This is a genomic window from Robertmurraya phoenicis (genome assembly GCF_047302285.1).
Classification (GTDB): Bacteria; Bacillota; Bacilli; order Bacillales; family Cytobacillaceae; genus Robertmurraya.
In genome coordinates this window covers 1,621,173-1,641,580 of the sequence record NZ_CP154845.1, presented here as the reverse complement: position 1 = coordinate 1,641,580, position 20,408 = coordinate 1,621,173, and the positions used below count along the sequence as shown (strand labels likewise).

Below are 20,408 nucleotides of genomic sequence, written 5' to 3'. Positions count from 1 at the left end.
TATAGATTGTTTGTTTTGTAAAAACCAATTATAAGAGCCATTTTATTCATTCTTAGACAGTGCAACTAATGCTTTCGTTAAGTTGGTTTTTGTGACACGGCCAATGACTTCAAAGCCTTTATCCGTTTCTTTGACGACTGGTAAGGCATCGATTTGTTTATCGATTAATTTACCTGCTACATCGATTAACAAATCTTCCTTTTCACACATCGTAATATTTGGCATCCTTGTCATAATGATATTAACCGGAAGAGTCGTTAATTCTTGCTTACCAATACTTGCACGGAGTAAATCTTTTCGAGAAAGAACACCGACTAAAAGGTTTTGCCCATCTACAACAAATAGTGTTCCCACATCCTCTAGAAACATCGTTACGATTGCATCATACACCGATATATTTTCATTAACAACAACTGGGATAGATTGATAGTCCTTCACATACAGTTTTTTGAGGTTTTCAGTTAGTAGTTGAACACCTGATTTTCCTGTATAAAAATAGCCGACCCTTGGTCTAGCATCTAAATATCCTGCCATCGTTAAAATAGCCAAATCAGGACGCAGGGTAGCACGCGTTAAATTTAACCGTTCAGCGATTTGTTCCCCTGTGATCGGGCCGTTATCCTTGACGATTTCTAAGATTCGTTCTTGCCGTTTGTTGAGCTCTATTGTACTCACCACCTAACAACTGCGTGAATAATGCTATACTTAATAACTAATATTATATACTACTGATTGTTGGACTGAAAGTTTTAATCCTAGATCGGAAAGTAGCCTGATATTAAGTAAGAGCCCGCTCAAATGGAACAGGCTCTTACAGTAGACAAATTTTCTAATTGAACGGTTACTAAAATCTCTATTTCACCATGATTTCTGTTACATCAGCAAAGCCTTTAATGACATGTGCCAATTTCGCTAATAAGCTTAATCGATTATTTCTTAAGTTTACATCCTCTACCATTACCATTGTGTGATCAAAGTACTGGTTAATTGGTGTTTTTAAGGACACAAGCATTTGGTAATAATCTTCCTCAGTCACATCCGCTACTAACGCTTGCTCCAAATCGACGATTGCATTGTAGAGATCACTTTCTTCCTTGTTTTCAAATAATGAAGGTTGAATTTCGACAATCTCGTCAGCTTTACGAGCAATATTGATGACCCTGCTTAACGCTTCCATCGATTCTTTAAAGCCTTCATCCTCTTTATGACTATTTAGCGTTGCCGCTTTCCGTACTAGAGCTGATACACTTCCGATCTTCTCTGAAAGAACAGCATCAATTACATCGTAACGAATGCCTCGCTCCTGAAGAAGATACTTTAATCTTAACTTAAAGAAAGTAATAAGCTCTTTCTCTAATTCTGCTCTACTTAACTTTGAAAATTGAGCTTCTTCAATCAACTCGATACTGAACTGGATAAGTTTTTCTAATTCAATATCCCAATCTTTATTCACGAGTGTTTGCACGATTCCCGCAGCTTGTCTTCTTAAAGCATACGGGTCTTGTGAACCACTTGGGATCAAACCGATCGCAAAGGTAGAGATAATGGTATCAAGCTTTTCAACAATCGCTAAAGCTGCCCCAGGATTAGAACTTGCTGTGTCATCCTCTGCATTTCTAGGCATATAATGCTCATTGATTGCTTTCGCCACTATCTCAGACTCGCCTTTTTGAATGGCATATTTTTCACCCATGAAGCCTTGTAGCTCAGGGAACTCATAAACCATATTAGTAACAAGATCAAATTTACTGATTTCTGCAGCACGATTTGTAGTCTCTTTCTCTTCGTTTGAAAAGTCTAGTTCCATTGTTAGCTTATCAGCTAATTGTTTAACTCGTTCAACTTTTTCAGCTAAAGTACCAATTTCCTCGTGGTAAACAATTGTTTTAAACTTTTCCAAAGCCTTACTAATTTCAAGTTTTTGATCTTCTTTATAGAAGAATGCCGCATCGGCTAGACGTGCTCTTAATACTTTCTCATTCCCCTTTGCAACAGTCTCAAGATGCTGATGGTCCCCATTGCGAACCGTTACAAAGAAAGGAAGTAGCTTTCCATCCTCCGATTTGACTGGGAAGTAACGTTGATGCTCCTTCATCGATGTGATAAGGACTTCTTCTGGTAACTCAAGATATTCTTCTTCAAAACGTCCGAAGAGGGCAGTTGGATACTCCACCAAATTATTGACTTCTTCTAATAATTCTTCATCAACCGGAATAACCCAATTATTTTCTTCCTCGATCTTTTTCAATTGTGAGATGATCGCAGCTTTTCTTTCCTCACTATTGGCCACAACATATTGTCCAAGTAGTGTGACGACATAATCTTTTGGTGAAGGGATTTCAACCTGTTCTCCTAGGAAGCGATGTCCTCTCGTCCAATTCTTTGTTTCCACATTCGTAATAGAAAATGGAATAGTCTCTTGACCAAACATGGCAACAAGCCATTTAATAGGTCTTATATATTTGATTTCCTCATTTGCCCAGCGCATATTTTTCGGAAAAGTTAAGCCTGTGATGATTTGTTTCAGTTCAGGGAGAAGGGAGATCGTTTCTTCCCCTTTGATGAATTTTTCTACATGAGCATATTCAACTCCGCCGATTTCTTTAAAATAAATATCATCAACACTCATTCCTTGTCCACGGCTAAAACCGATCGCCGCCTTCGACCAATTGCCGTTCTCATCTAAGGCGATTTTTTTGGCAGGCCCTTTCGCCTCTTCTTGAATATCTTGTTGGGACTCAGAGACTTCGTTGACGATGACTGCCAAGCGACGTGGGGTTGAGTAAGATTCGATATCGCCAATATCAATCTTTTTATCTAAAAACCATTTTTGAATTCTTGATGTGAATTGCTCGATTGAGCTTGTGACAAACCGTGCAGGCATTTCCTCTAAGCCGATCTCAATTAACAAATCCTTACTCATGACTCAAATCCTCCTTGCCCTTTAAAATTGGGAAACCAAGCTTCTCCCGTTCTTCATAAAATGTTTTCGCAATTTTTCTCGCTAAATTGCGGCAACGGCCAATATAACCAGTCCGTTCAGTGACAGAGATAGCCCCTTTTGCATCTAAAAGATTGAAAGTATGGGAACATTTCAAGACATAGTCATAAGCAGGATGAACAAGTCCTTCTTCCATTTGACGATGAGCTTCTTTTTCATAAATATTAAATAAATTGAATAGCATTTCCGTATCAGACGTTTCAAATGTGTACTTAGAATGTTCAAACTCTGGCTGAAGGAAAATATCTCTCACTGTAAAACCTTCTGTCCATTCGAGATCAAAGACGTTTTCCTTTTCTTGAATGTAGGAAGCCAAGCGTTCAATCCCGTACGTAATTTCAACAGAAACTGGCTTACATTCTAGACCACCAACCTGTTGGAAATAGGTAAATTGAGTGATCTCCATGCCATCTAGCCATACTTCCCAGCCTAAACCTGCACAGCCAAGGGATGGATTTTCCCAATTGTCCTCTACGAAACGAATATCATGCTCTAGCGGATTAATTCCTAACGCTTTTAAAGAGTCAAGATAAAGCTCTTGAATATTATCTGGTGAAGGCTTCATAATCACCTGAAATTGATGATGCTGATAAAGACGGTTTGGATTTTCTCCGTAACGTCCATCTGCTGGACGACGGGATGGTTCAACGTAAGCAACATTCCAAGGCTCTGGACCGATAGCACGGAGGAATGTATAAGGGCTCATCGTCCCTGCACCTTTTTCCACATCATAAGCTTGCATTAAGATACAACCTTGATTTGACCAGTGCTTTTGCAGTGTTAAAATCATGTTTTGAATATTCATCTGTAACTTCCCTTCTTTCTATTCTCTAGCATATAGAAACAAAAAAACTCCCGTTCCATATGCTTTTAGTAAGCATAGGGACGAGAGTTTACCCGCGGTTCCACCCTATTTGCTGCCAAGTTTGACAGCCACTTTCAAACGAACGCTCCAGAACGCCCTTCCTTAACGCTCTATTTCCTAGCTCACACCGTCCTAGGATCGCTTTCATAGAGGAATGTTAAGTACTCTTTTCCTTCTTCGCGCATGTAATTTAAATTATAATATCGAAAAATAAAAACTTTGTCAATGAAGTCAAGATTTTTATCTTACTTCAACCCTTTTATTTGATCCATTTGCTTCAAAAATCTTTTCGTCTTTAAATTTAAACCAGAGTATTCATCATAATACGCTGAAATGATCGTTTTTAATTCTTTTTTTGTTTCTTCTTTGACCGATATATTGCCAAGTCTTGATATATCAATGAAATAAAATAACCGTAGAAGCTGTACCGTCGCCTTTGAAATCTTATAATGGTACGGATCCTTCTCCAGACATTGATGACAAATAAAGCCTCCTTCTCGAATCGAGAAGGAGAATTCACCTTCTGTATTCCCACAAACGGAACATTGATTAAGTACGGGATACAAACCAAGCATATTAAGGATTTTCATTTCATAAATGTTCATCAAAATTTCAGGGTCGATACCCTCGTTCATATAGTTTAGCGTTTGATAAAGAAGTTCAAACAGAAAAGGATTTGGTTTTTTCTCGTCTGTAGCTTTGTCTGTTAGATCAATAATGTAGCTCGCATAGGCTGTAAGAAAAATATCTTCCTTTATCCCTCTCATCGAGGATATAATATCCCCTTGTTGAAGATTTCCTAAACCTGAACCTTTTTTAACTAAGAAATATCCATATGTAAAAGGTTGTGTGACTGCTGCAAGCCGGCTACTGGGCTTTTTCGCCCCTCCGGCCATCACGCCAACCTTTCCCCATTCACGGGTATATAAAGTGACAATCTTATTTGCTTCACCATAATGACTTGTTCGAATGACGATGCCCTCACACTTTTGTAGCATCGATCATCACCATCCATCCTTTAGCAGGACAAAACTAGAGATATGGAAACTTCTCTGCTAGCTCGTTGCTCTGATTTTCGGGTATTTCTTGATTTTCTTTCTCCAATTCCTTATAGAGAAGATACGTGTCAATATTACCTGTCTCTGAGAATATCTTCCAGGTAAAATCCAACATCAAAAACCCCACCTTTCAATTTTTCGACTAGCAATTTCTATCCCAAATCCTTAACCTTATCATAGCCCTGACATCTCAATTTCATGTTACGTAAATATTGTTAATACGACCAACGAATAGGGAGCAAAAGACCCATTTTTAGTATACGATGGACAGGTAATTGATCCAAAGTAGGCATATTCTGAAGGCTTGAATAATAATTTAGAAAGGGATGGGCTTAATACTCATCTTCACGAAAACCGAAGTCTCGTAATTGTGTCATTTTATTACGCCAATCCTTTTGGACCTTCACCCATAATTCTAGAAAAACCTTTGAACCTAACAGATTTTCAATATCAATGCGTGCTCTTTTACCAATTTCTTTTAACATGCTTCCTTGCTTCCCGATTATGATCCCTTTTTGCGAATCTCTTTCGACAATGACTGTAGCCATTACATGAACGACATCTTTATCATCTCGACGTTCCATTTTTTCGATTACAACCGCTAATGAATGAGGGATTTCTTCCCGTGTCAAATGGAGCGCTTTTTCTCTAATTAGTTCTGAGACAATAAATCGTTCCGGATGATCAGTGACCTGATCAGCTGGGTAAAATTGCGGACCTTCAGGTAAATACTTTTTAATTTGCACGAGTAAGGTTTCAACATTATTCCCTTCCAAAGCTGAAATCGGGATTACTTCAGCAAATGGGTGCTTCTCTTTATAAGATTCAATTAACTTTAATAATTGATCTGGGTGAATCTTATCAATTTTATTAATGACCAGGAAGATAGGTGTCTTCACACTTTTAAATTTCTCAAGGATAAATTCTTCTCCACGGCCGTAACCTTCTTCGGCATTGACCATAAATAAAACAATATCAACTTCTTTTAGTGTGTTCTGTGCTACCTTCATCATGAAGTCACCAAGCTTATGCTTTGGTTTATGAATTCCTGGCGTATCAATAAAAATGAGTTGGGCATCGTTCGTTGTTAGCACACCTTGAACCTTATTTCTTGTTGTTTGCGGTTTATCGCTCATAATGGCGATTTTTTGCCCAATCACTCGATTTAAAAATGTTGATTTTCCTACATTGGGACGTCCAATAATGGAAATAAAACCTGATTTATGCTGTTTGCTTTCTACGTTAGTCATTCAAATCCTCCGGTGTAAATGCTCCTGGCAATAATTCTTCTATCGTTAGTTCTTTAATATCCCCTTTTAAGTTCGTTAAAACTACTTTCATGTCTTTTGGGCACAATTCCGCTATTACTTGTCGACAAGCACCGCATGGAGGGACAGGTCGGTCCGTATCTGCTACAACAGCAAGGACGGTAAAATTCTTCACCCCTTCAGAAACGGCTTTAAACAATGCTGTTCTTTCTGCACAATTCGTCATGCTATATGCTGCGTTTTCAATATTACATCCATGGTAAACCTTACCATCAGCAGTAAGGAGAGCCGCTCCCACTTTAAATTTCGAATATGGTACATAGGCTTTTTCCATTGCAATTTTTGATTGTTCGATTAGTTCTGCTTGATTCACCAATAATTACTTCCTTTCGTAACGAAAACTACTACTTCCTATATTTTACCGTATTCTGTCTGAGATTTCATTAGTTGTTGCAAAAATGTAATAAAAGAATTAGAATTTTCCAAAAACTTAACCTTGTGGGTAAAATATATGTGATGTTATTTTATCGGTTTCTGTAGCAAGATGCAAAAAAAGAACTGCTTTTTGATTAAACAGCAGTTAAAATGCTGATTTTCCACACTTCAGCGCTTTTTTTCACTATATACTAATAACTTTCTTCTTGTTTGCTGTAAATTTCATAAGCAAAATATCCAAATAGTAAACCGATTCCAGCACCCAAACTGATTGTGGATAGTAAGGGGATGGGGAAATATATGCTAATAAGTACACCCAGAGCACAACCAATCATCATTCCGAGTGTTATTAAATTATTTAATAAATTTTGAGCGTTTTTTGATTTTTTCTTACCCAAGGTGCCTTTTGTATATTTATGTTTCATTCTTATAACTACAAACACTGCAATCCCACACACTATTACAAAAGGTAGTAAAATACGACCAATTTCCGAAGCTAAGCCCATATGAGGTCCCTCCCTTATACTGCTTCTTAATTGATTTAATTTTAACATAGTTTAATCCATTTAATTGTTGAATCTGGATCTTTTTAGTAATAGGAAGCTTCGGTTTGTCTCATTCGCTCCAAACAGCTCTCACCCTTAAGCGGAATTTCTCCTGTTATATTCTCGTACCAATCCTGTTTATACGAACATTAAAGCAAGGGAATTTGTACATTCCTGGACAGTAAAAAAGCCTGTAGACAAATAACTTTGTCTACAGGCTTGATAACTCAATTAGTTTCGGTAAAAAGATCATCAATCCTATGATAACAGACAATAAAGCATAGACGAGGACAGCACCGGCTGCGATGTCCTTTGCTTGTTTGGCTAGTGGGTGATACTCACTGGTAGCGAGGTCTACTAATCGTTCTATGGCAGTATTGATGAGCTCTAATGAGATGACTCCCCCAACAGCGAATAAGATAAACATCCATTCTAAAGAAGTGATCTTTAAGATCAAACCAAGAGCGATGACTAACATAGAAATAAACATATGGATACGCATATTTCTTTCCGTCACTAGTGTATGTTTGATACCGTCGTATGCATAGTAAAAGGATTGTAGGACACCTTTTGATTTAAAGGGCCGTTTACCTTTGTAATCCGTACTCATCTAAAATAACCCTCTGACGATCAAACATTATTTTTTCATCCTCTGCATTTTCATGATCATAACCAAGTAGATGGAGTAAGCCATGTACAGCTAAAAATCCGATTTCTCGCTCAAAGCTATGTCCATATTCCTCCGCTTGCTCATGAGCTTTCTTAATGGAGATGATAATGTCTCCTAACACTCGTGGAATGTCGCCACCGCTTACTTCGATTTCTCCATCTCCCATCTCTTCTAAAGCAAAAGAGATGACATCGGTCGGATAGTCTTTGCCTCGATACTCCCGATTAATTTCTTGAATTCTTTCATTCGTCACAAATGTAACCGACAGTTCGCTTCCTGCCTCCACTTCTTCTTTTTTTGCTGCGAAATCTAACAATTTCTCAAGTTGACCGATCAATTCATCTCCAACCTCATTCGTTTCATCTAAAAAATCAATATTCAAACTCATGCTTGCTTCACCTTCTGATTTGTCATTTCTGGATATTCAATCCGAGAATGGAAAATCCCTTTCAATGTTTCACATAGTGTATTGGCCACTATTTCTAATTCTTTTAATGTCAAATCACATGCATTTAACTGACCGTCCTGTAAGCGATCGGCAATAATATTTCGGACCAATCCTTCAATTTGTTCAGGATTTGGACTTGTCATTGAACGAACTGCCGCTTCAACACTATCAGCAATCCCAATAATCGCTGTTTCCTTTGTCTGAGCCTTTGGACCAGGATAGCGATAATCCTTCTCCTCGACATCCAAGCCATTTTCCTTCGCTTTATGGTAAAAGAATTTTAATAAGGTTGTACCATGATGCTGTTCCGCAATATCGACAATTTCTTTTGGCAACTTGTATTTACGCAAAATTTCTGCCCCATCAGTAGCATGAGCAATAATAATATTCTTACTCGTTTGCGGTGGCAAGCGATCATGTGGATTCTCAATATTCATCTGATTTTCAATAAAAAACTGTGGCCGATTTGTTTTTCCAATATCATGATAATAACAACCCACTCTTGCTAAAAGTCCATTCGCCCCTATTGCTTCACATGCCGACTCAGATAAATTTGCTACCATGACACTATGATGGTAAGTTCCTGGTGCCTCCGTCAAAATTTTCCTGATCAATGGATGATTAGGGTTTGACAATTCGATTAAGCGCATCGTCGACAAGATTCCAAATCCTGCTTCAAAGAATGGCAATAAGCCGATTGTTAACACCGCTGATGTAATCCCTGAAATAAATGCGGCAGTGAAGTAGAATGTATACTCGAGTGCATTATAATGAGCATTTTGCATAAATACAAGGGCAAATATGACCATCAAATTAATCGCTGAGATGAACAGCCCAGCCTGTAAAATTTTCGCTCTTTGATTTTGCTTACTTAAAAATAGGATACCAGCAATCCCACTACATAGTAGATAGATCCCAATGTGAAAATTTAATGCTGATGTGACTCCCTCATTAAAGATAATCGTTGCACAGAGGGCAATTGACACCGTCCAAAGCAGAGCAAGGCGTTCGTCAATCAATATCTTAATCAGCATCGCACCCATTGCAACAGGAAATACGTAGCCAACTTCTGAATACTCAATCTGAATTAAGCTGATCCCTTTTAACAGCACAATTGATAAAATAAAGATAATGCTAAATAAAAGGAGATAATTTTGTCTCGTTTCCCCTCTTAGCTTTAATTCATAGAAATAATAATATAAGGCAGATAACAAGATCATAATGAATAAGCCTAAACCGATAAACGGCAACCAAGAATTTTCATTATCCAATAAGCCGACAAGCTCTAATTGTCGGTAAATTTCCTGGTTTATCAACTGGTTTTCTTCAACAAGAATTTGCCCCTGTAGAATTTTTACCGGTTCTACACTTTCTCGAGCTTGTTGCCTAAGTTCTTGGGTCGCTTCCAAATCAAAAAACTCATTTTGCATGACGGCATATCGCCCTAGTTCAATGACCGCGTTTTTTAAGCTATTTTCTAAATTGGCGTATCTTAATTCATCTTCCACTCTTTTTTTAGAATTCTCTACTTCATCAGCGGGGATTTTATTCTTCATGACATTATTAATAGCTGTCACTGTTAAATCTTTAGCAATGGAAAGATCGTTTGATGATGCTGAGACAAGGGCTGTAAATGTAGTATCGGAAACATCGTTTGCTACGTCTTCTGTTAGGCGTTCCTTTAACATCCCTATTTTTTCTTGTGTAGATACTGGTTCAGGAGTTGCAGCGACCCCTGTATCACCTTCTGCTGCTCCATCTTCAATTTCTTCATTGCTTGCTTCTGTTTCAGCTTCTGATGCCTCGATCTCCTTGTTGACAGCAATAGATGAATCAAAAATAGACGTAATGAGGTCAACTCGATTTTCATTAATTTCTTTTTTTACAACGTAAACATCGGCTACTTGCTCCTCTGCCGCCTCTCTTTTTCTTTCTGTACTTTCCCGATCAGAGACAGTAACCGGCGCTCTGATCGCTTCTGTCGAAACAGAAAATAGGTTTAAATTCAATTTTTCAGGCTTAACATTACTAAACATGACGAGGTATAAAACAAAGCCCAAAATAAGGAATAACACGACTCTGAAGAATGTAACATCCAATAAATTTCGAATTTTGGTCAATTGTCGCTGTAATTTCTCCATTCTTATATCCTCCTACATCGTCAAAAGTAATGCAGCTATTATTACGTATTTGATGACTAAATATATGACGCTATTATATGTATATGGTTATAAACGATAAAAATAAACATGACCGTTGGTTCTTTCTTTTATTACGACCTTTTGTCCTATAAAGATGGCCAACGGGCATACACTTATGAAAATGATAACAGGTTTCCTTCCAAGTTTCACCTATCTTTTCTAGATTTGTACAGTAAAAAGCCGTTTGGATGGTCCAAACGGCTTTTTGCTCATGGGATTTAAGTATCATATGCTTGAATGATTTTGGCTACTAACGGATGTCTGACAACATCACTTTGCTCTAGATGAACAATGCCAATACCTTTTACATCCTTTAATCTTCTCTCTGCTTCAATCAGCCCTGATTGAACACCTTTCGGAAGATCGATCTGCGTTTGATCACCAGTAATCACCATTTTTGAACCGAAGCCGAGACGTGTAAGGAACATCTTCATTTGTGCTTTTGTCGTATTTTGAGCTTCATCTAGAATGACAAACGCATCATCTAATGTTCTCCCGCGCATATAGGCCAATGGAGCAATTTCAATCGTTCCCCTGTCAATCATTCTACCCGTATGCTCTGTACCTAATATGTCATGTAAAGCATCATATAACGGCCTTAAATAAGGGTCTACTTTTTCTTTTAAATCACCTGGTAAAAAGCCTAGGCTCTCCCCCGCTTCCACGGCTGGTCGCGTAAGGATGATCCGCTTTACGCTACCATTTTTCAATGCATGAATGGCCATGACTACTGCTAAATAGGTTTTTCCCGTCCCAGCTGGACCTATTCCAAAGACAAGATCATTCTTCTTCATCGCTGAAATATAGTGCTGTTGTCCAAGCGTTTTAACCCGGATTGATTTCCCTTTAGCATTCTTCGTAATTTCTTCTTCATAAATATCCTTGAAATAGTTGAGTTGCCCTTTCTTTGCCATTTGAATGGCATATATGACATCTCGTCCCGAAATACTTATTCCCTTACGAACTACGTAGAGCAGCTGTTCAATGATTCGTGAGACAAGCTCTACATGATCTTCACTGCCAGATACAAGAACCGTTTCTCCTCTTGTAACGACCGATACATCTAACTCTTCTTCTAATATTTTGATATTTGCATCTGAGTTACCAAGTAAAGAAACAGCTTCATTCGGGTTCTCTAATTGTACTTTAATGGTTGTAAATTCTTCTGTCATTCCGACTCTCCTTGAATGATGGGGTATGATTTTGCAATATTCTCGATCACTTGGAAATGCATTATTAAATATACTTTACCATTCTGAATTGTTTGACGCAAAACTTTTTCTCCCTTAATAGTAGCATCCTCAGGTAGTTCATTCTTTATATCTGCTCTGGCCATTTCCTTTGCAACCTCAATTGCCTCATCATTCTTATAGAGTTTTTTGACTCGTTCACTCTCACGATAAGTGTCTTGAACATAAGTAATTGGTAATTCCCACTTTAAAAACCTAAATTTGTTTTCTTTCGTTTCTTTTTCAAAAGTTTTGTAGTTGTGATCCTTAAATCCCCAGATTGGTATGGAGAAGTCGGCGATTTGGAGAGAATATTTTCTTTTTTCATTGCCATTAAATACTTGTAAATTACTTTCTAATGGTAAAATCACTTCAGACTTGTACCATGTTTCACCAAGAACTTCTCCCTTTGCTGAAACAGACTTTGTTTTCCCTTCTTTCCCAATTTGACCTGAAACTAAAAGCTGTCCTGGCTTAACATAATCATGGATATCGACCTTTGGCTGTCCTTCCTCGACAAACATATCAACGATTACTGCTTTTTTGGTCGCCACTAAATTTTGCGGTCCTAGCTTTTCTGGCTCCTCTGGCATATTTTTTTCGACCACTTGAAGGTGGTAGGTTGTCCCTAGTAATTCCACACCAACCCACGTTACCTCTTCAATCGCATTCATAACTGCTCGCTGGATCCCTTCTGGCTCTTCAACAAAAAATTGCAACTTCCCTTTTTTCACACCTATGTTATCAAGTTCTTTTTTGATTTTGTGTTCTGTAGCAGGGTCTGCCCCCTTAATTTCAATCCCCCAAATCATATTTGATAAAATAAAAAGAACAACGAAAAATATGAGTGCACCCGTCATAAAGCCACTGTTTTTATACAAACGGCGAATTAAAAAGGGAAGGCCTGTCCGTTTTAAAAATGTTACTTTACAGCCTGAATTCTTTACCACAGATTTCAATTTTTTAATATCCTTTAATGACATTTTAAAGGTCATGGCTTCGTATCCGTGCTTTTTCACATCCCAAATTAATATCCCATTTGTCGTTAAACGATTTAAAAACCTCTCTAGACCGTTTCCTGTTACTTTTATGGTGACAATCCCCCAATAAAAATAGATCCAATGATTCCTCATCTCTTTGCCTCCTGCACTTCTTTTTAAAGGAAAGAAAATCCCCTTTAAGATTTCCTTTCCTTTTCTACGCCCTATTCCTTCACAAAGATGACTTGATTGATTTTTCCTTCAAGAAGAATTTCTTCAGGAAGGATTGTCTTGATGACAAACGCCTTTCCTTTTACTAATAACTGCCCCTGTTTTAAGAGCAGTCTAATTTCCTTATCAGAAAATGCAATCAATCCCCGGTGGTTCTCAATGTATATATGAATTTGACCAATCATCGTTATTCGGGGTAGGTCCATCATGACATCCTGAGGAAGCTCCATATGCTTAGTCATCCAGCTTTTTACCTGATGCCCCCATTTTTTTGCCATAAAAAAAGAACCCCCTTTCATCTCATATTTATGAGATGAAAGGGGGTTCTAGCACTTCTTTTTATCGTGAGCGATAGTTCATCGAACGATGGGGCTTTTTTGCCCGTGGCGGACCAAGAATTTCAGACCAAATAATGGCATCTGCCAGCTTTTCGCCTTCCACATTAAACGTTCTGCCGCTTTTTGTTGTCTCAACAGCCATTATCGGCTTAGTTTCTACATTCATTCGACCTTGCGTATTCATTCTATTTGCTCGTTCAGCATATTGTTTCTGCTGCTCTCTCAGAGCCGCAATTTTTGCTTCAGCCTCTTTTTTTGTATCGATATATTCATTGTAGAAAGGCTTGGCAGGTGTCTTTTCTTCTACTTCAATAAATTCTTTAAATACCTCTGCCATCGGATTCGATGGAGGAGGACCCTCAGTTCTTGTAGGTGCAGCTTGCCTTGTAGGACTTTTTTTCGTTGGTTGTTCTTTGTTTTTCTTAAATAGGGAAGAAAGGATCCCTAAAAGAATAATGATTATAAAAGGGTTATCTAATAAGAATTGCAAGAGAGGCTACCTCCCTTCCTAATATAGGAGCCACAATTTTACTCAAACAGATCATTTAGTCGTTCTTTTTCCCTTTTTCATCATCGGTAATTTTACCGATTGAATCTCTCATATCTGTATCAGCAGAAATGTTTTGGATATTCATATAATCCATTACACCAATGTTTCCAGATTTAAGGGCCTCTGCCATAGCAAGTGGTACAGTTGCTTCTGCTTCGACCACTTTCGCTCTCATTTCTTCGACACGCGCCTTCATTTCTTGTTCTTGTGCTACTGCCATTGCACGACGCTCTTCCGCTTTTGCTTGAGCAATCTTCTTATCTGCTTCCGCTTGTTCTGTTTGTAACTCTGCACCAATGTTCTTACCGATATCTACATCCGCTATATCAATCGAGAGAATTTCAAAGGCTGTCCCAGAATCTAACCCTTTTGATAAAACGGTTTGAGAAATCATGTCAGGATTTTCTAACACTTTCTTATGGTTAGATGAGGAACCAATTGTCGAAACAATCCCTTCACCAACACGGGCAATAACAGTTTCTTCTCCAGCTCCCCCGACGAGGCGCTCAATATTTGCACGAACGGTGATTCTCGCTTTTGCTTTCACTTCAATCCCGTCCATCGCCACACCGGCAATAAAAGGAGTTTCAATTACTTTCGGATTTACACTCATTTGTACAGCTTCAAGAACATCACGCCCAGCTAAATCAATCGCTGCACAGCGTTCAAAAGAAAGTTCAATATTCGCTCTTTGTGCTGCAATTAGTGCGTTTACTACTCTATCAACATTACCTCCAGCAAGGTAGTGACTTTCCAGTTGGTTGGTTGTCACATTTATTCCTGCTTTATGAGCTTTAATCAATGGATTAATGACTCGACTTGGAATAACTCTTCGTAATCTCATCCCGATAAGTGTAAAGATACTAACTCTTACACCTGCTGCTAGTGCTGAAATCCACAGCATTACTGGAACAAATGTAAGTAATACGGCAATTAGTATTATCCCTAATACAATTGCCACTAATAAAAATATAGTTGGTGCATCAATAGGCATATTACTTCCTCCTTAAAGCTATTCTTTATTTAAATTTGGTATTTCTCGTACAACAATTCTTGCTCCTTCTGCCTTCACAATTTTAACCATTTTATTTTTTTCGATGAAAGCCCCTTCACTGACAACATCAAGGCGCTCATCGTCAACAAGAACTGTTCCAGATGGTCGTAGTGCTGTTAACGTTTGGCCAACAACACCGATAAGATCTGATCTCGTTCTATTCGAAACATAACCGCTTTCCGTATTAGTAGAGTCTCTTAAAACAATCTTCCTGAATATTTTCATCTTTTTACCAAACACCTTTATCATTAAGATAGAAGCTAAAATCGACACTCCTATAGCGATTAGTAAAGATATTCCCATGTAAACCACATTGTCTGTGGCTAGGAACAAACTCGCCATTATGGAAATAAACCCGATAATTCCTGCTACTCCTCCTGGAAGGAAAAACTCCAAGATGATAAGCCCAACCCCGAGGACGAATAATATCAGCGTCTCATAACCTGCCAGTCCGGCCACTAAATGACCGTAAAAGAACATTAAGAGGGCTGAGATTCCCATAAATCCAGGAATACCAAATCCAGGTGAATATAGTTCGAGAACAAGTCCTAAGCTCCCTATAGATAATAAAATAGGAATGACGATAGGATTCGTTATAAATCTAGCCAATTTCTCAGCGAAACTTTCATCGACTGTACGGATTTCTGCATTTGGATATCCAAGCTTCACGATAACTTCATCAATAGAGGCGACAGTACCTTCTGAATAGCCGACCTCAAATGCTTGATCAGATGTTAGTGTTAGAAGTTTTCCTTTCGGAGCACCAAGCTCAGGTAGGTCTACTTCCGTGTCTGCCATCGCTAATGCGTAGATTGGATCGCGACCGTTTTGTTCAGCTGCCCCTTTCATGGCACTCAGCCAATAAGACTGAGCCTTTTGATCAGCTGCATTACCCTCTGAATCAATGATCGCTGCAGCACCCATCGTTGCTCCTGGTACCATGTATATCTCATCTGTGTTCAATGAGATGAAAGCACCAGCAGACAAGGCATCTTTATTAATAAATGAGACCGTTTTTAGAGATGTTGACGTAAATAACTTCCCAATTTCACCGGCTGCATCGACCGCTCCACCAGGTGTATTTATTTCAAAAATAATGGCTTTCGCATTTTCCTTCTCCGCAGTTTCTACGCCCCGTTTTAAGAAAGATGATAGTCCTTTCTCAACGGAGTTTTCGATAGGTACAACGTACACTACATCATTATCAGCATTTCCATGGTTAGGTAGCGCTAAGATGATGAGGGCTGCCAGAAAAGAAAGAAGCGTAACTACCCTTCTGATCCTCAAATGGCTTTGCACAATATTCCCCCCTCTCATAAATGGCGATAGTAAGAATACGGGTAAGACCATGAAAAGGTTTCAAATTTCGTTATATTTCTATATTTACTCTACCACAGTTGCATCGTATATATAAACAATTAACTATAAAAGGAATGTCCCTGCTATAGAAAGAAACGTAAAAAGACCATAGAACCTAAGCCCTATGGTCTTTAATACGTTTATGAAAGGTGTTGTTGTACAAGTTTATTAACGAGTGAGCCATCTGCTTTGCCTTTTACTTTCGGCATAATAGCAGCCATCACTTTTCCCATGTCAGCTTTTGAAGTAGCGCCTACTTCTGCCACTGTCTCTTGGACAATGTTAGAAATTTCTTCTTCAGATAACTGTTGGGGCATATATTCTTCCACATACTGTAATTCAGTACGAATTTTTTCAACTAGGTCCTCGCGGCCTGCTTTATCAAATTCATGGAGGGAATCCTTGCGTTGTTTTACCTCACGAGAAAGGACTGTTAACTCTTCATCTTCGGATAATTCGCGACCAAGTTTAATCCCTTCATTTTGAAGTGAAGCCTTGATCATCCGAATAGATGAGAGTTTGTCTTTTTCTTTGTTTTTCATCGCCTGTTTCATATCCTGATTCAAACGCTCGAGAAGACTCATAAATACACCCTCTCTTACCACTTACGTTTTCTTGCAGCTTCAGACTTTTTCTTACGTTTTACGCTAGGTTTTTCGTAGAATTCACGCTTTCTAGCTTCTTGTATAGTACCTGACTTAGATACAGTACGCTTAAAACGACGAAGAGCATCTTCAAGTGATTCGTTTTTACGAACAACAGTTTTAGACATTCTCTTTCCCTCCCTCCGAACACAACACACTTACACTACATGAAACCATGTACTTTGCAATTATAATATAATGACGGGGCAAGGTCAACAGTATTCTCGCTCCCATTCCTTAAACATCCCTACCATTTCGATTCCAGTTACAAAATTGCTGTAGCTATTTGTTGTAATTTGTATCACTATAAATTCCTCATTACCCTAATTATACGCATGCTTGTCTCCTTTACGCCATAAAGTTTATGGAAAGGGTGATGAGTTTGCTTCACATTTTAGCTTTTATTTTATTTATTATAATATTTCTAGTCGGTATGACTTTTTTGAGAACAGGATTGTTTAATGCTTCAGTCTCTTCATTAAAACATTGGTTAGTCAAACTTACAGATACCCCTTTTAAGGGACTACTCGTTGGAACGATTGTCACTGGTATACTCCAATCGAGCTCCGCTGTCATGGTCATGACAATTGGTCTCATCTCTGCAAAAATGCTTACCTTTAAAAGGTCCATCGGCATTATTTTAGGAACAAATATTGGCACAACATTTACGACCGAATTTATTACCTTCAACATCGATTCAGCGATCGTGCCAATCGCAATAGCAGGAGCTATTTTAGCTGTTATGAAGAAAGCAGTACTTAAAAGTATCGGCTTCGTTTTACTTGGACTAGCCCTCATTTTTACAGCGATGAATGGATTTGAGATTCTTGCCACACCGATTGCTGGATTACCATGGATGAATGAATACACGACATTATTGAATAACAATCTATTCGTCAGCGTTATGGCCGGGATTGTGATCACGATGGTGATTCAATCGAGCACTGCTACGACCGGAATTGCGATGGGTTTTTTAAGTAGCGATGTAATTGGGATTGATGCTGGAATTGCCATTATGCTTGGAGCAAATATTGGCACATGCATTACGGCGTTTCTTGCCAGTATCGGCGGTGGGAAGGAATCGCAGCTCTGTGCTTATGCTCATATATGGTTGAATTTTGTTGGCGTTATCGTATTCTATCCATTTATTCCATATTTGTCAGAATTAGCTTTAAGTCTTGCCAATGAACCAGATGTACAATTAGCACATATTAGTTTAGTTTTTAACTGTGTTTCTTCGTTAATTGTTCTACCTTTTGCAAACAAGTTTGCCGATTTCATCCTGAAAGTTCACGGAAAATAAAAAAATGCCGGTTCTTAGCCGGCATTTTTCGTTCTTTCTATTAATAATCAGAATCTGAAGTTAATCCTTGTACAATCGCAATCCCAGAGCTTGCACCAATTCTTGTTGCTCCAGCATCGATCATGTTTTTCGCATCATCTGCACTTCTTACTCCGCCGGATGCTTTTACACCCATTTCAGGTCCAACTACTTTTCTCATAAGGCGAATGTCATCGACTGTCGCGCCACCTGTTGAGAAACCAGTTGAAGTCTTCACAAAATCAGCACCTGCTTTGACAGATAATTCACATGCAGTCACTTTTTCTTCCTCAGTAAGAAGAGAAGTTTCAATAATGACTTTCGTAAGTGCTTTTCCTTTTGCAGCCTCTACAACAGCACGAATATCTGCTTCCACTAAATCTGTATCACCGCTCTTTAAAGCTCCAATATTAATAACCATGTCCACTTCTGTGGCACCATTTTCAATTGCATTTTTCGTTTCAAATGCTTTTGTTTCTGAAGTTGTAGCTCCTAACGGAAAGCCTATTACCGTACATACCTTTACATCTGTCTCTTCAAGTATCGCACTTGCATAGCGAACCCATGTAGGATTCACACATACAGAAGCAAATCCGTACTCTTTTGCTTCCAAGCAAAGACGTTCAATTTGCTCTTCCATAGCATCCGCTTTCAATAATGTATGATCAATATATTTGGCAATTGTTTGTTCCATTTTGTCATGCCCCTTCCAATTTCACATTAAGTTGTACGTACCTCTATCATCATATCATTCATGCTTCTCTTTTTCGAGGTTATTTTTTGTCATTTTCTTAAAAATAACCTCAGACTTTTACTAAATGCAAAAGGACTGCACATCATGTACAGTCCCTTCTTTTATACAGCTGCTTCTTGCACATCCATATCGTCTAAAACGCGAACAAATTGTCCTTCGTTATATGGATAACCAGCCTTTTGAATCTTCACTTTAACAATTTTTCCAATCATGTCTTCAGATCCTTTAAAGACTACTTTCAAGTAGTTATCTGTATAACCTACATACATTCCACTCGTTGGTTCATCTTTAAATTCCTCTTCTGGAATTACTTCAAGCACTTCATCTTCAAATTGAGAAGCATACTCTTTTGCAAGTTGATCAGAAAGAGCAATAAGACGATGAACCCTGTCGTTTTTCACATCTTCATCGACTTGGTCATCCATTCTCGCTGCTGGAGTTCCTGTTCTCTTAGAGTATGGGAATACATGAAGCTCTGAAAATTGATGCTTTTTGATGAAATTGTAAGTCTCCATAAACTCTTCTTCTGTTTCGCCAGGGAAACCAACAATGACATCAGATGTGACGGCAAGACCAGGAAGAACTTCCTTTAAGCGATCTAATCTTTCAGCAAAGAACTCCATCGTATATTTACGACGCATTCTTTTTAATACCGTGTTTGAACCAGATTGAATCGGAATGTGTAAATGTCTAACGATGATGTTTGATTGGTCAATGACTTCAATGACTTCATCTGTAATTTGGCTTGCCTCAATCGAAGAAATACGTAGACGCTTCAATCCTTTTACTTGTGCTTCTAAGTCTCTTAAAAGACTCGCAAGATTGTAATCCTTCATGTCTTCTCCGTATCCACCTGTATGAATACCTGTTAAGACAATTTCTTGATAGCCTGCATCAACTAACTGTTGTGCTTGGCGAATGACTTCTTGTGGATCACGTGATCTCATGAGCCCGCGTGCCCAAGGAATGATACAAAAAGTACAGAAGTTGTTACAGCCTTCTTGAATTTTTAAAGAAGCTCTTGTTCTGTCTGTAAAAGCAGGTACATCTAATTCTTCATAAACACGGTTTTTCATGATATTGCCGACACCATTAATCGGTTGGCGCTCTTCTTTAAATTGCTCAATGTATTCAAGCATTTTGACACGATCTTGAGTACCGACCACAATATCAACACCAGGGATCGCCATAATTTCCGCTGGTGATGTTTGCGCGTAACAACCTGTGACACAAATAACTGCATCAGGATTTTTTCTAATCGCTCGTCTAATTACCTGGCGGCTTTTTTTATCACCTGTATTTGTCACCGTGCAAGTATTGATAACATAAACATCAGATGTAGATTCAAAATCAGTTCGTTCGTATCCTTGCTCTTTAAACAATTGCCAAATGGCTTCTGTTTCATAATGATTGACCTTACAGCCTAATGTATGAAAGGCAACTGATGCCATTTATCT

The 20,408-nt window shown here is 38.4% G+C and carries 22 protein-coding genes and 1 other annotated feature; of the genes, 1 reads left to right on the top strand and 21 read right to left on the bottom strand.

Annotated elements, in window-relative coordinates:
- Positions 1-42: 42 nt before the first annotated feature.
- The 19 genes from AA0X71_RS07985 to rpsU form a co-directional block, all read right to left on the bottom strand.
- Complete coding sequence (locus AA0X71_RS07985) at positions 43-678, bottom strand: helix-turn-helix transcriptional regulator (protein ID WP_413361147.1); 636 nt, start codon at positions 676-678, stop codon at positions 43-45.
- Between the two features lie 175 nt (positions 679-853).
- Positions 854-2,923, bottom strand: a complete 2,070-nt coding sequence (glyS, locus tag AA0X71_RS07980; protein WP_413361145.1) for a glycine--tRNA ligase subunit beta — start codon at positions 2,921-2,923, stop codon at positions 854-856.
- Positions 2,916-3,806: a glycine--tRNA ligase subunit alpha gene (gene glyQ, locus AA0X71_RS07975; RefSeq protein ID WP_413361143.1), complete on the bottom strand. Its 891-nt coding sequence runs from the start codon at positions 3,804-3,806 to the stop codon at positions 2,916-2,918. Before glyQ ends, glyS begins: the two co-directional genes overlap by 8 nt.
- A gap of 73 nt (positions 3,807-3,879) precedes the next feature.
- Positions 3,880-4,053 (bottom strand) — a binding site (T-box leader).
- Between the two features lie 58 nt (positions 4,054-4,111).
- The gene (gene recO / locus AA0X71_RS07970; RefSeq protein ID WP_413361141.1) at positions 4,112-4,864 is read right to left on the bottom strand and encodes a DNA repair protein RecO; all 753 of its coding nucleotides are present in this window, start codon (positions 4,862-4,864) and stop codon (positions 4,112-4,114) included.
- 34 nt (positions 4,865-4,898) lie between these two features.
- A complete protein-coding gene (locus AA0X71_RS07965) occupies positions 4,899-5,039 on the bottom strand; it encodes a YqzL family protein (RefSeq protein WP_413361139.1) in 141 nt (46 codons plus the stop codon).
- A 217-nt stretch (positions 5,040-5,256) separates the two neighbouring features.
- Positions 5,257-6,174, bottom strand: coding sequence for a GTPase Era (era, locus tag AA0X71_RS07960; RefSeq protein ID WP_413361137.1), 918 nt, complete (start codon positions 6,172-6,174; stop codon positions 5,257-5,259).
- Positions 6,167-6,565 (bottom strand): cytidine deaminase, encoded by a 399-nt coding sequence (locus tag AA0X71_RS07955; protein WP_413361135.1) that lies wholly within the window; start codon positions 6,563-6,565, stop codon positions 6,167-6,169. Before AA0X71_RS07955 ends, era begins: the two co-directional genes overlap by 8 nt.
- 253 nt (positions 6,566-6,818) lie before the next feature.
- Positions 6,819-7,133, bottom strand: coding sequence for a hypothetical protein (locus AA0X71_RS07950; RefSeq protein WP_413361133.1), 315 nt, complete (start codon positions 7,131-7,133; stop codon positions 6,819-6,821).
- Between the two features lie 250 nt (positions 7,134-7,383).
- Positions 7,384-7,782, bottom strand: a complete 399-nt coding sequence (locus AA0X71_RS07945; RefSeq protein ID WP_413361131.1) for a diacylglycerol kinase family protein — start codon at positions 7,780-7,782, stop codon at positions 7,384-7,386.
- Positions 7,760-8,230 (bottom strand): rRNA maturation RNase YbeY, encoded by a 471-nt coding sequence (gene ybeY, locus AA0X71_RS07940; protein WP_413361129.1) that lies wholly within the window; start codon positions 8,228-8,230, stop codon positions 7,760-7,762. Before ybeY ends, AA0X71_RS07945 begins: the two co-directional genes overlap by 23 nt.
- Entirely contained in the window at positions 8,227-10,431 is a 2,205-nt protein-coding gene (locus tag AA0X71_RS07935) for an HD family phosphohydrolase (protein WP_413361127.1), read from the bottom strand. Before AA0X71_RS07935 ends, ybeY begins: the two co-directional genes overlap by 4 nt.
- A gap of 278 nt (positions 10,432-10,709) precedes the next feature.
- A complete protein-coding gene (locus AA0X71_RS07930) occupies positions 10,710-11,663 on the bottom strand; it encodes a PhoH family protein (protein WP_413361125.1) in 954 nt (317 codons plus the stop codon).
- Entirely contained in the window at positions 11,660-12,853 is a 1,194-nt protein-coding gene (gene yqfD / locus AA0X71_RS07925; RefSeq protein ID WP_413361122.1) for a sporulation protein YqfD, read from the bottom strand. The genes AA0X71_RS07930 and yqfD overlap by 4 nt, the downstream gene beginning before the upstream one ends.
- A gap of 71 nt (positions 12,854-12,924) precedes the next feature.
- Positions 12,925-13,209: a sporulation protein YqfC gene (gene yqfC / locus AA0X71_RS07920; protein ID WP_413361120.1), complete on the bottom strand. Its 285-nt coding sequence runs from the start codon at positions 13,207-13,209 to the stop codon at positions 12,925-12,927.
- Between the two features lie 61 nt (positions 13,210-13,270).
- A complete protein-coding gene (locus AA0X71_RS07915; protein ID WP_413361117.1) occupies positions 13,271-13,759 on the bottom strand; it encodes a hypothetical protein in 489 nt (162 codons plus the stop codon).
- A gap of 55 nt (positions 13,760-13,814) precedes the next feature.
- A complete protein-coding gene (gene floA / locus AA0X71_RS07910) occupies positions 13,815-14,813 on the bottom strand; it encodes a flotillin-like protein FloA (protein ID WP_019154561.1) in 999 nt (332 codons plus the stop codon).
- An 18-nt stretch (positions 14,814-14,831) separates the two neighbouring features.
- Positions 14,832-16,190, bottom strand: a complete 1,359-nt coding sequence (locus AA0X71_RS07905; RefSeq protein WP_413362525.1) for an NfeD family protein — start codon at positions 16,188-16,190, stop codon at positions 14,832-14,834.
- 182 nt (positions 16,191-16,372) lie between these two features.
- On the bottom strand, positions 16,373-16,816 hold the full coding sequence (locus AA0X71_RS07900; protein WP_413361114.1) for a GatB/YqeY domain-containing protein: 444 nt from the start codon (positions 16,814-16,816) through the stop codon (positions 16,373-16,375).
- 14 nt (positions 16,817-16,830) lie between these two features.
- On the bottom strand, positions 16,831-17,004 hold the full coding sequence (rpsU, locus tag AA0X71_RS07895) for a 30S ribosomal protein S21 (protein WP_019154564.1): 174 nt from the start codon (positions 17,002-17,004) through the stop codon (positions 16,831-16,833).
- A 254-nt stretch (positions 17,005-17,258) separates the two neighbouring features.
- Between rpsU and AA0X71_RS07890 the strand changes: the two genes are divergently transcribed.
- Positions 17,259-18,179 (top strand): Na/Pi symporter, encoded by a 921-nt coding sequence (locus tag AA0X71_RS07890; protein WP_413361110.1) that lies wholly within the window; start codon positions 17,259-17,261, stop codon positions 18,177-18,179.
- Between the two features lie 40 nt (positions 18,180-18,219).
- Here the strand turns inward: AA0X71_RS07890 and deoC are convergent, their stop codons facing one another.
- Both deoC and mtaB read right to left on the bottom strand, forming a co-directional pair.
- The gene (deoC, locus tag AA0X71_RS07885; RefSeq protein ID WP_413361108.1) at positions 18,220-18,891 is read right to left on the bottom strand and encodes a deoxyribose-phosphate aldolase; all 672 of its coding nucleotides are present in this window, start codon (positions 18,889-18,891) and stop codon (positions 18,220-18,222) included.
- Positions 18,892-19,052: 161 nt separating this feature from the next.
- Positions 19,053-20,402: a tRNA (N(6)-L-threonylcarbamoyladenosine(37)-C(2))-methylthiotransferase MtaB gene (gene mtaB, locus AA0X71_RS07880; RefSeq protein WP_413361106.1), complete on the bottom strand. Its 1,350-nt coding sequence runs from the start codon at positions 20,400-20,402 to the stop codon at positions 19,053-19,055.
- Positions 20,403-20,408 lie beyond the last annotated feature (6 nt).